This is a genomic window from Mycobacterium sp., from assembly GCF_051006775.1.
Taxonomy (GTDB): Bacteria; Actinomycetota; Actinomycetes; order Mycobacteriales; family Mycobacteriaceae; genus Mycobacterium.
In genome coordinates this window covers 1-10,030 of record NZ_JBPCSX010000179.1, presented here as the reverse complement: position 1 = coordinate 10,030, position 10,030 = coordinate 1, and the positions used below count along the sequence as shown (strand labels likewise).

General features: G+C 66.8%; 12 protein-coding genes. 4 read left to right on the top strand and 8 right to left on the bottom strand.

Features of this window, described 5'->3' with window-relative positions; all coding sequences use genetic code 11:
* Positions 1-89 precede the first annotated feature (89 nt).
* On the bottom strand, positions 90-650 hold the full coding sequence (locus ACR2JI_RS13265; protein WP_526390652.1) for an Rv2240c family protein: 561 nt from the start codon (positions 648-650) through the stop codon (positions 90-92).
* 254 nt (positions 651-904) lie between these two features.
* Between ACR2JI_RS13265 and ACR2JI_RS13260 the strand changes: the two genes are divergently transcribed.
* From ACR2JI_RS13260 to ACR2JI_RS13250, 3 genes are all read left to right on the top strand, one after another.
* Entirely contained in the window at positions 905-1,606 is a 702-nt protein-coding gene (locus ACR2JI_RS13260; protein WP_526390650.1) for an MspA family porin, read from the top strand.
* A gap of 65 nt (positions 1,607-1,671) precedes the next feature.
* Positions 1,672-2,376 carry an MspA family porin gene (locus ACR2JI_RS13255; protein ID WP_526390648.1) on the top strand — a complete coding sequence of 235 codons (705 nt, stop codon included), beginning with the start codon at positions 1,672-1,674 and terminating at the stop codon, positions 2,374-2,376.
* Positions 2,377-2,381: 5 nt separating this feature from the next.
* The gene (locus tag ACR2JI_RS13250) at positions 2,382-3,065 is read left to right on the top strand and encodes a hypothetical protein (RefSeq protein WP_526390646.1); all 684 of its coding nucleotides are present in this window, start codon (positions 2,382-2,384) and stop codon (positions 3,063-3,065) included.
* 14 nt (positions 3,066-3,079) lie between these two features.
* Here ACR2JI_RS13250 and ACR2JI_RS13245 read toward each other — a convergent pair whose 3' ends face one another.
* The gene (locus ACR2JI_RS13245; RefSeq protein WP_526390644.1) at positions 3,080-3,364 is read right to left on the bottom strand and encodes a hypothetical protein; all 285 of its coding nucleotides are present in this window, start codon (positions 3,362-3,364) and stop codon (positions 3,080-3,082) included.
* A 68-nt stretch (positions 3,365-3,432) separates the two neighbouring features.
* On the opposite strand from ACR2JI_RS13245, the gene ACR2JI_RS13240 reads away from it, so the two are divergent.
* Positions 3,433-4,527: a calcium:cation antiporter gene (locus ACR2JI_RS13240; protein ID WP_526390642.1), complete on the top strand. Its 1,095-nt coding sequence runs from the start codon at positions 3,433-3,435 to the stop codon at positions 4,525-4,527.
* A gap of 8 nt (positions 4,528-4,535) precedes the next feature.
* On the opposite strand, the gene ACR2JI_RS13235 is transcribed toward ACR2JI_RS13240, so the two are convergent.
* Genes ACR2JI_RS13235 through ACR2JI_RS13210 form a run of 6 tightly spaced genes read right to left on the bottom strand, consistent with a single transcriptional unit; the run spans position 4,536 to position 10,002 of the window.
* Entirely contained in the window at positions 4,536-5,726 is a 1,191-nt protein-coding gene (locus ACR2JI_RS13235) for a hypothetical protein (RefSeq protein ID WP_526390640.1), read from the bottom strand.
* The gene (locus ACR2JI_RS13230; protein ID WP_526390638.1) at positions 5,723-6,493 is read right to left on the bottom strand and encodes a glycoside hydrolase domain-containing protein; all 771 of its coding nucleotides are present in this window, start codon (positions 6,491-6,493) and stop codon (positions 5,723-5,725) included. Before ACR2JI_RS13230 ends, ACR2JI_RS13235 begins: the two co-directional genes overlap by 4 nt.
* 5 nt (positions 6,494-6,498) lie before the next feature.
* A complete protein-coding gene (ppk2, locus tag ACR2JI_RS13225) occupies positions 6,499-7,290 on the bottom strand; it encodes a polyphosphate kinase 2 (protein ID WP_526390636.1) in 792 nt (263 codons plus the stop codon).
* 4 nt (positions 7,291-7,294) lie between these two features.
* Positions 7,295-8,290, bottom strand: coding sequence for an oxygenase MpaB family protein (locus tag ACR2JI_RS13220; RefSeq protein ID WP_526390634.1), 996 nt, complete (start codon positions 8,288-8,290; stop codon positions 7,295-7,297).
* A 39-nt stretch (positions 8,291-8,329) separates the two neighbouring features.
* Complete coding sequence (locus ACR2JI_RS13215) at positions 8,330-8,977, bottom strand: DUF47 domain-containing protein (RefSeq protein WP_526390632.1); 648 nt, start codon at positions 8,975-8,977, stop codon at positions 8,330-8,332.
* On the bottom strand, positions 8,974-10,002 hold the full coding sequence (locus ACR2JI_RS13210) for an inorganic phosphate transporter (protein ID WP_526390630.1): 1,029 nt from the start codon (positions 10,000-10,002) through the stop codon (positions 8,974-8,976). The genes ACR2JI_RS13215 and ACR2JI_RS13210 overlap by 4 nt, the downstream gene beginning before the upstream one ends.
* Positions 10,003-10,030 lie beyond the last annotated feature (28 nt).

The window sequence follows — 10,030 nt, the reverse complement described above, 5'->3', positions numbered from 1 at the left end:
CCCCCCGGCCGGCGTGGGGGGCCGACTCTCATCAGCGGGATTTTAAGGCTCCTACTGATTGCTCACCTTCGGCTCGTGGCGCCGACTGCTCACCCTCGGCTCATGGCGACCGCACAGGCGGTCTGAACGTTGTTCGCATCGGTGTTGAGATCAGTCGCCGCGGAATTGAGCGAATCCCCGCCGCCGCGCAGGCCCATGATGATCATCAGCTTGGTGGCGTGCATCGACCAGGACTGCATCGGGTCGGCCACCTCCGGCGGCAGACCAGGGGTGCGGGAGGCGTCCATCACCGCACCCGCAGCCACCCGCAACCCCACCCGCCCTACCTGATTGGCGCGGTCGACCACCGGGTCCTGGTAGTTCACCACGTTGCCGTTGCCGGCGCTCGCGTAGGCGAAATCCTCGTAATTAGTGGCCGCCACGTTGAGAGCCGCAGTGAACTGCTTGCAGGCGTCGGAGACCGGATTGCCCGAACCCGGGCCGGGAGGAATCAGCGCGTCGACCGGTGGGTCGATGGCTGCCGCGGCCGGATCAGCCGGAGCCGGAATACCGGGGTCGGCAGGTCCGGACGGATCGGCGTGGGCCGGGCCCGCGCCGGATAACGCGACCAGTAGTGCCGCACCACCGATAGCCGCTCGTAGGCGATACATCGTTGTCTCCCGCTTTCGTCACGGCCGTACAGGTGGCCGGCACCGACCGAGATTACCTGCCGAATATGACCCGCAAGGCCGCTCAGACCGGATGCGATCAGCCCAACGCAGGTTGGACGTCATGACGGCACCCACAATTAACCGTACGTTTCGTATTCGGCAATCTGAGCAGTTAAATATGATGCCCGCGCAGGACACAGAATGATCCCGCGATGATCACGAACTCATTTCTTACCGAGAGGTCGCCGACGCCGATGAAGCTCCGCCTTACCGCCTTGCTGGGTGCCTGCCTGCTGGCAGCGACCGCGACAGCACCCCAGGTTCTGGCAGACCCGGCCGATCCGAGCGTGGCCCCCGCAGCCAACACCGTGCCTGCGCCCGTGCCCGCGGCTCCCAACGCACCGATCGCCTCGGCGTCGCCGGGCACCCTCACCACACCGGACGGGTGGGTGTTGGCGGTGCGGGCCACCAATGAGTCGCTGGAACCGGTTGCATCCCTGACCAACTCACCCTGGTCTCGCGAATACCTGGTGGACGGCAGCTTCGAGGGCACGGTCACCGGCGGCGGCAAGACCAAGCTGTCCGGCGGCACGCTGGAGGCCGGGTACCAGATCGGCTGCGGCATCACCCAGGACGACATCGAGTCAATCACGACCGCAACGGGTATCTGGGGCATCTCCATCCCCTTCGTCGGCGGCTCGATCTTCCCCCTGGTGCTCGGCGCACAGCTGGGCGAGCAGATCAAGATCGACCTCAAGCCGGGCTCGGTGAATATCGTTACGGTGGGCAAGAAGTCGTTCAAGGGCACCAAGGCGCACGTGAACGTCTCCGGGTACCGCATCAAGGTCGACGGTTGCGCCGGCCAGTCCTTCATTCGCTCGTACGCGACCTTCACCAGCGCCACCGAGAACACCGACGACGTCGTCACCTACCTCGGCGTCACGCGGGCCATCTGATGGACCTTCGCCCGATGGCATCCAGCCAGCATCCGACTCCTTCCGACGAAAGGTCCTCCACCCCCATGTCGCATCGACTGGCCGCAGCGGCCGCCGGCATCGTCATAGCCCTGGGCGCCGCTCCGATCGCGCTGGCTGATCCCGCGGTGCCGCCACCCCCGCCCGGGGCGGCCGAGGTCGTGCCGGTGTCCAATGCCACGCCCCCGGCTCCCCCGATCGACACCGGTGCGGTGGCCTCCGAGGTGCCGGGGATCGCCAAGACCCTCGACGGCCGCACCATCACGGTGGCCGCCAAGGACGAGACCCAACTTCCGGTACAGCCGCTGACAACGTCGCTGTCAGCCCGCGACTGGATGGTCGGCGGCACCTTCACCGGAAACACCACCGGCACGGTGGCCGGCGGGACGCTGGAGGTCGGCTACCAGATCGGTTGCGGCGTCGAGATGGACAAGGTCAAGCTCAACGGAGCGCTGACCGGCGTCCTGGGCAACACCAACTTCGGCGGAGCGGGCGTCATTCTGCCGCCGTCCATCGCCATCCAGGCCGCGGGACAGTTCGAGGTCGAGCCGCGACCCGGAACAGTCACCAACGTCACGGTCGACAAGAAGACCTTCAAGGGCACATCGGTCCGGGTCACCGTCCGGGACATCCACATCAAGATCGACAACTGCGTCGGAGCATCTTCGCTGCGGTCCTACGCGATATTCACCAGCTCTAACACCGACGACGATGACATCGTCGCCTACTACGGCGTCACGAAGGTCTTCTGATCATCGTGGGCGCCGGCCGGATAGTCCCCGCCTACGGGCTGGTAATCGCCGCAGCGTTGGCACTGGGCGTGGGCTCCGCGTCGGCTGATACCGAACCGGCGCCGGATCCCGGCGTCGGTGCACCGGTCGAGGGGCCGCCGGTGCCCGTCGATCCCTTTGCGGCCGTCTCAACCCAGACCAAGGACAATCCGGTCGCAATACTGGCCGGACTAGTGGCCCCTGAGGCGGCGGGTGCCCCGGCGGCAGGTGCAGCGGCGGCAGGTGCCCCGGCGGCAGACGCCCCGGCAGCGGCAAGTCCGGCGATGTCCGCTAATCCACTTGCGATGGCTAATCAAGGTGTGGGGCTGACCGGTACCCCGCCGGTGGACCCACTGGCGTCGGTCAGTTCGCTCTATGCGCACAACTTCCGGATGCCGTCAGGCGACGAGGCGTCCCCTTACGTGCTGCAGACGGATGTGCCGCCCGGTCCGTTCGCGCGTGTCGACGCCTTGAAGGGGCTCCACGCGATGCTCCACGGCAGCCTCGGCCGGGTTCCGAGATCCGAACTGGGACAGGCCCTTCCGGGGACCGCTCCGCCGCCGGGTACCAACCTCCCGCCCGGGCTGGAACAGTTCTACGTGCCACCCGATGCACCCGCCGACATCCCGCCGCCGGTACCGCCCTTCCCGCTGGACACTCCAGCCGGCTGAACGAAAACGCCCCGCTACTTCGGGCAGTTGATCGTGATGGTGGCGATCGGCTGGCTGCCGGCGCTGCCGACGGTGTTGATATCGGTCACCGTGCATTGCGACAGCGAAACGTTCGGTACGCCGTTCTCGTAGTTGATCTGCACGTCGAAGCCGAGGTCATCGAGATCACCGATGGTGGCAGCGGCCGACTCTGAGCCGGCGGTCGGGATGATGATGGGATCTGCCAGCGCGGGCGCGGCGACCGCAGTTGCGGCAACACCGATTCCGCCCAGTACAACAGCGGCGCTACGGACCAACATGACTAAGTCCTTCCCGAATGCGGCTAATACGTGCGGACTGATGTTAACCGACGTGAAAGGGTTGCGAGATGGAGATGACCGCCGCGCGTGGACTGCTGAGGTCGACAGTCACCATGCCGCTACTGGCACTTGCTGTGCTCGCCGCCACCTGGTCTCATCACAGCAATCCGGTAGCGCTGGCGATCATCGCAATATGTCTGATCGGTGCGGTGATCGCCGCGGTGCACCACGCGGAGGTTGTCGCGCACCGGGTCGGGGAACCGGCCGGCTCACTGGTGCTGGCGGTGGCGGTGACCATCATCGAAGTCGGTCTGATCGTGATGCTGATGTCCGGCGGCGGGCCGGGCGCGTCCACCTATGCCCGTAACACCGTGTTCGCCGCTGTGATGATCACACTCAACGGGATCGTGGGTCTCAGCCTGGTCGCCGGCGCCTGGCACGGGCGGGTGGTGACGTTCAACGCCGCCGGCTCCGGTTCGGCGCTGGCGACCGTGGTGACACTGGCCGGGGTCACCCTCGTGCTGCCGGGATTCACCGTCAGCGCCGCCGGATTGCAATACTCCACCTCGCAACTGGCGTTCGCCGGGATCGCGTCGCTGACCCTGTATGTGGCTTTCGTGGTCACCCAGACTGTGCGACACCGCGACTTCTTCGTCCCCGAGAAGGTGCCCGATGAGGACGGCGACGGCCACTCGGATCCGCCGCCTGCCCGGGAGGCCGCCCTGAGTCTGGGCCTGCTGATGGCCGCGCTCATCGCGGTGGTCGGTCTGGCCAAGCTGCTCTCGCCCACCATCGAGCACACGGTCACCGCACTGGGGCTCCCGTACGCTGTGGTCGGTGTGGTGATAGCACTGATGGTGCTGGCGCCGGAGAGTATCGCGGCGCTCAACCACGCCAAGAGAGATCGGGTGCAGATCAGTCTCAACCTGGCCTACGGCTCGGCGATGGCGTCGATCGGGCTGACCATTCCGGTGATCGCGCTGGCCATGATCTGGCTGCCCGGACCACTCACGCTGGGTCTGGAACCCATGCAGATCGTGCTGCTGACCCTGTCGGTGATCGTCTCGGCGCTCACCCTGGCCGAGGGTCGCGCCCTGGCCCTGCAGGGCGTCGTGCACCTGGTGCTGCTGGCCACGTTCCTGTTTCTGTCGGCCCAGCCCTAGGGCGCGGCCTACGCCGTGACGATGGTCGGCAGGGTTCCGGCCGGCGCATTGGATGCAAGGCCGGCGAAGTAGGCCCCCGACCACATCCACAGACCGGCCTGCAGGCGCAGTGCGGCAGCGGCGATGCCGGCGTTGCCGTCGGCTGCTCCGATCATGCTCGATAGCACTGCGGCCTTGCTGACCATGAGGTAGTCCGAGCTCAGTTCGACCAGCGCCGCATAGGAGTTCGGCGAGAAGGCACCTGCCCGCGCGATGGCCTCCCACACGAATCGTCCTGCGCCGGTGGCGCTCTCGAGCAGTGTGGCCCAGGCCGCCATCCCCAGCCAGGCAAGGTTGGGCGGTTCGGCCAAGTTGGTCAGCGCGGTGTCATAGGCGGTGGCGATCTGCAGCGGGAAGGCGCTCGAGGAGCAGTCGAGGAACCCCCGGCAGGACAGCGAGTTCTGCATCGACGGGACTCCGGCGGGTGGGTTCTGCAGGATGACGTCGAGGTACCCACGGTTGTAGCCGTACAGTGCCAGCAGCACCGGAACCGAGGCATGGGCGACGGTCGTCACGATCCATGGGTTTGCGGTTGCCGCCGCGCCGGTAAGGCCGGCCGCAAGCGTGTCGAACAGCCGGATGCCGATCGCAGACACCGTGAGGTCGACGGCGGGGGGATCGGCACTCGGCGCGGGAGCGGCAGTTGGGTTGTCACGCAGGTTGTCCCGCAGCCAGATACCACCGAAGTAGCCGGACACCGCCAGGTTGCCGAGCTGTGTGCGCACCTGATCCGGTGCGATGTCAGGGCCGGCGAGGGCCTGCAGGCTCGCGACTGCGAGGTCGCCGAAGAAGAAGCGGGCGCTGTCGCTCGCATCGCCTCCGGACGCGATGTAGTCGGATGCGACGGCCGCGATGGCGTCGGTCGAGATGGTGAACGACGCGCCCGTGGTCACGGGTAACTGCGGCAACCGCACCGACACCCCCGGTCCCACCGTTGATGCATCCGCGGTAACGGTGGATCTCCCGGTTGCTGCGGCTCTGCGCTTGATCTGTCGGGTTGGCGAAACATGTTGCTGCGCATGGGATCGGGATGCGCGCGAGACGTTTTGCGGATCCGGAGCTGTCGCATCCGGTGCCGCTGCCGCCGACCCGCTGCCCCACAGTGCCGCCGCACCCAGTCCGAGCGCGACAGCGAGTCCCCCCAGTCGCAGGTCGATCATCGGGGCAGATCCCACTGGCCGAAGTCGGCAGCGAAGACCTGGTCCACGTCCACACTGACGCCATCGATCAGCGCCCCCGGGTCAGAGGCGGTGACGACCTCCATCTGATAGAGCACGGCCGCAGGTTCGAGCTTGCCGGCCGACCATGCTTTGGTCTGCCAGGCCCAGCGATAGCCCGGCGTGGTGGAGTGCCCGACGACACCGTCGGCAATGGCCCACCCCAACTCGCGAACGCCACCGTAGATACCGGTGCGCTCGACACCCAGCACCGAGTTGAGACCGCGGAACCACTGCAGGGCAACGTTTTTCCAGGTGCCGTAATCGATGGGTTCGTCGACACTGAAGTAGATCGGAGCAGTGTCCGGTCCGCCGGCTGAACCGTGCAGTCGCAGCGCGGTCTGCGCATCGGCCACCCCGCCGTCGAACCCGCGGGTGAAATCCGACGGGCTGTTGACCCACCCGGGCTTTCCGTACTGGTAGATGCTCACCACGTGCAGGCCGTTGGCCCGCATCCCATCGGTGAACTCCCGGGTGACCGGTTTGAAGTCGAAGGTGGCGCCCGGCCTCAGTTCGGACACGTAGACCAGCGCACCGTCATATCCGGCGGCCTTGATCTGCTCCGGCGACACCTGGCGGGTGGCGAAGTCGATGAGCCGCATACCCGGGGCGGCGACCGCCCTCGGGGCGCCGGCCGTCACGCCGATTGCGGCCGATCCCGCCACAACGGCGTACTTGAGCGCGTCGCGCCGGGAAATGTTGGGGGCCATGGCCGTTACTCGCTGAACTTTCCGCTGCGGATCCGGTCAGCCTCCATCAGGGACAGCTCATGGGCGCCGGGAACGACTACCTCGGGGTCCGGCACGAAGTCGATATCCACGGCCCGGCCGGTGTAGGGCACCGCGTCGAGGATCACTTTGATCGCGTTGAGCCGAGCCCTGTGCTTGTCCTCCGAGCGGATGATGGTCCACGGTGCGTCGGGGGTGCTGGTGCGGCGCAGCATCTGGTACTTCGCCGCGGTGAAATCGTCCCAGTGCTCCTGCGCCTGCACGTCGATCTCGCTCAGCTTCCACTGCCGAAGAGGATCGTCGCGGCGGCGCTCAAACCGGCGGGCCTGCTCCTCCTTGGTGACACTGAAATAGAGCTTCACCAGGACGGTGCCCTGACGAACCAGATCCTTCTCGAAGCCCACCACACCCTTGAGGAAATTCCGGTACTCCTCATCGGTGCAGAAGCCGAAGACCGGCTCCACCATCGCCCGGTTGTACCAGGAGCGATCGAACAGCACCATCTCGCCGCCGGTCGGGAACTGCGCCACGTAACGCTGGAAGTACCACTGGCTGCGCTGCTCCTCGGTGGGCCGGCCCAGCGCCACGACACGGTAGTGCTTCTCATTCATGTATCGGGTGACCCGGCGGATGGTGCCGCCCTTGCCGGCCGCGTCGCGGCCTTCGAAGAGCACGATCATGCGGCGGTTCTCTGTTTCCAGATAGCGCTGCAGCTTCAATAGTTCGGCCTGATACGGCTTGAGCTCGTCTTCCTCGAGTACGCGACGGGGCACGGACATGTCTTCATTGTCCCCGAGTGGTCAACCTGCTCGGCGGAGGGGGCGAGTAGTGCATGCCGTTACTCCGAGCCTGTACCGGGGGCAGGTTGCGCGGCGGGGTGTGCACCAGCGGTGCGCCGGTTGGAGTGCGGCCTTGGGCACGGTCCCATCCGGCCCTTGCCCGCGGGTGCATCCGGCGCCGGCGCGGCACCACCGTGAACACCGCGTTCACCGCGCGGCCGAACATCCTGTGCAGCCGCGCGTCGCGCCCGGACCACGAGTAGCCCATCAAGTCCCGCACCGGTTGGTCATACAGCCCGACGGTCACCCACACCACAAACGGCTCCAGCACCTTGAGCTGGCGCGCCCACAGCCAGTCCGGGATCCACTGCAGCGACGGGTGCTTCGGCATCGTGGACAGGTCGAGCACCGCGCGCGCCGCCCAGGTGTTCTCCAGCACCTCCCGGCACATGCGATCCCAGTAGACCTGGAAATCCGCCCAGGTTTTCGGAACCGGGCGCATGCTCATCCCGTACATCCGGTACCACTGCACGTGCTCGTCGAACAGCTGGCGCTTCTGGTCCTCGGTCAGTCCGTCCCCGAAATGCTCGGCCGTCAGCACGGTGCCCATGAAGAACGTCGCGTGGGCCCAGTAGAAGACGTCCGGATTCAGCGCGCTGTAACGGCGGCCCTTCTCGTCGACGCCGGTGATCCCGAGGTGGTAGTCGCGCACCTCGGCCCCGGTCTGCGGTGCGCGGTCGCCATCGAAGACCACCCCGCCGATCGGGTACAGCGACCGGAACAATCGGGGAAGCCGCTCGGTGAAGAAGATCGAATGGTCTTTGACGGCCGCGCCCAGTTGGGGGTGCATGTTCTGCATCGAGCCGGCCCACGGCCCCTGCAGCACACCGCGCCAGTCGCCGAACAGTTTCCAGGTCAGCGACGCCGGTCCCAGCGGCACCGCGTCATAACCATTACCGCTGACCGGACAGCCCGCGCCTGAACCAGGGTCCTGCGTCACACCTCAAGTGTAGGAGCGCCGCAGTGATAGGAACCGGGCTCAGGACTCCTTGACCCGGGAGTACCAGATCCGGTCGGCGACCAGGACGATATCGTCGGAGATCGCTGAGATCCTGCGATAGAACTCGCGCCGTGCGGTGACGATGCGGATGTCGGTGAAGTCCAGCAACTCGCCGACGGCTTGGCGGTAGACGCGCTCAAGACTGCGCTGGGACTTCACCGCGGCGTCGGCGGCCTCGGTCGCCGGCTCGACGGTCTTGCCGCTGCCGTCGAGGAAGCTGAACGCGGTGCGCAGATGCTCGACACCTTCGGACAGCAGAACCGCCATCTCCCCGGTCGCCCGGTCCGGCGGCACCTCCATCGCCTCGGCCTCGCGCACGGTGTTCTTGGCGCCGTTGATCACCTTGTCCAGATCGCGGGATAGCTGAAACAAATCCTCGGGTTCCAGCGGGGTGGTGAAGGCCTCGCTGACAGCGTTGACGAGGCGCCGGCGAACCTGATCGCATTCGTGTTCGGCAGCCCGGACATCATCGGCCTTCGCCGCGTCGCCGGCTGCCCAGGCGGCGAATGCCACCATCCCGCGGGCGGTGATATCGGCCTGGGATTTCAACATCCCGATGACGTCGGGGCTTTCCGGGAGGAACCAGCGGGCGCCTTTGACGATGCTTCTGCCAATCCCAGGACTCATATCAGTGCTCTCCATCCGAGAAGGACGACGATCGCCAACGCGGCGGCCGCCGGAATCGTTGTCAGCCAGGCGATGCCCATCTCGCGCACGATCTGCCAGCGGACGTGCTGCCAGCGCCGCCGGCCCGCACCGATGCCGACGACCGACGATGCCACCACGTGCGTCGTGCTCACCGGCGCGCCGATCAGCGAGGCTCCCAGGATCACCGCCGTTGACGAGGTCTGGCTGGTGAAGGAATCGATCGGGGTGAGGCTGAAGATGCGTCGGCCGATCGTCCTGACGATGCGCCAGCCACCGAGTGCGGTGCCCATGGTGAGCGCGAGTCCGGTGGCGATCTTCGCCCAGAGTGGCACCGACATACTGTCGGTCTGGCCCGCCGCCAACAGCAGGACCGCGATCACACCCATGGACTTCTGGGCGTCGTTACCGCCGTGGCTGAAGGACAAGCCTGCCGCGGCCACCCATCCCCCGCCGCGGATCGGACCGTTCCACCGGGTCGTCCATCGTCGGGAGATCAGCCGCAGGAAGCGCAACAGAAGGAAGGCCAACGCGAATCCCAGTGGCGGGGAGATGAACAGCGCGATGAGGACACCGAATACTCCGGTGGGATGCCAGCCCTCGAGGCCGCCCCACTGCACCGACTGCAATCCGCCGTGCCCGGAGAGGACTCCGTCGGCGACCGCCGCACCGACCAGTCCTCCGACCAGGCTGTGACCCGACGATGACGGAAGCCCCAACCACCAGGTGAGCAGATTCCAGGCCGTCGCACCGGCCAGACCCGCCCCGACGACGGCGACCATCTGGCTCTGCGGGACAGTGACGATCTTGCCGATGGTGTCGGCCACCGCTGTTCCGAGGAAGACCGCGCCGGCCATATTGAAGACCCCCGAGAGCAGCACCGCCTGCCCCGGCGTGGCTCCGCGAGTGGCCACCAGGGTGGCGATCGCATTGGACGCGTCGTGGAAGCCGTTGGTCAGGGCGAATGCGAGCGCAAAGCCGATGGCGACGATCAGCCCGACCTGCATCAGTCACCCCCTCACCCGGCGACACCAC

What these genes read in the sequence shown, in the direction of transcription:
- ppk2 (WP_526390636.1), bottom strand. Translation starts at nt 7,290, where the DNA reads ATGTCCGTGCCCCGTCGCGTACTCGAGGAAGACGAGCTCAAGCCGTAT.
- ACR2JI_RS13240 (WP_526390642.1), top strand. Translation starts at nt 3,433, where the DNA reads ATGGAGATGACCGCCGCGCGTGGACTGCTGAGGTCGACAGTCACCATG.
- ACR2JI_RS13245 (WP_526390644.1), bottom strand. Translation starts at nt 3,364, where the DNA reads ATGTTGGTCCGTAGCGCCGCTGTTGTACTGGGCGGAATCGGTGTTGCC.
- ACR2JI_RS13260 (WP_526390650.1), top strand. Translation starts at nt 905, where the DNA reads ATGAAGCTCCGCCTTACCGCCTTGCTGGGTGCCTGCCTGCTGGCAGCG.
- ACR2JI_RS13210 (WP_526390630.1), bottom strand. Translation starts at nt 10,002, where the DNA reads ATGCAGGTCGGGCTGATCGTCGCCATCGGCTTTGCGCTCGCATTCGCC.
- ACR2JI_RS13230 (WP_526390638.1), bottom strand. Translation starts at nt 6,493, where the DNA reads ATGGCCCCCAACATTTCCCGGCGCGACGCGCTCAAGTACGCCGTTGTG.
- ACR2JI_RS13235 (WP_526390640.1), bottom strand. Translation starts at nt 5,726, where the DNA reads ATGATCGACCTGCGACTGGGGGGACTCGCTGTCGCGCTCGGACTGGGT.
- ACR2JI_RS13215 (WP_526390632.1), bottom strand. Translation starts at nt 8,977, where the DNA reads ATGAGTCCTGGGATTGGCAGAAGCATCGTCAAAGGCGCCCGCTGGTTC.
- ACR2JI_RS13255 (WP_526390648.1), top strand. Translation starts at nt 1,672, where the DNA reads ATGTCGCATCGACTGGCCGCAGCGGCCGCCGGCATCGTCATAGCCCTG.
- ACR2JI_RS13265 (WP_526390652.1), bottom strand. Translation starts at nt 650, where the DNA reads ATGTATCGCCTACGAGCGGCTATCGGTGGTGCGGCACTACTGGTCGCG.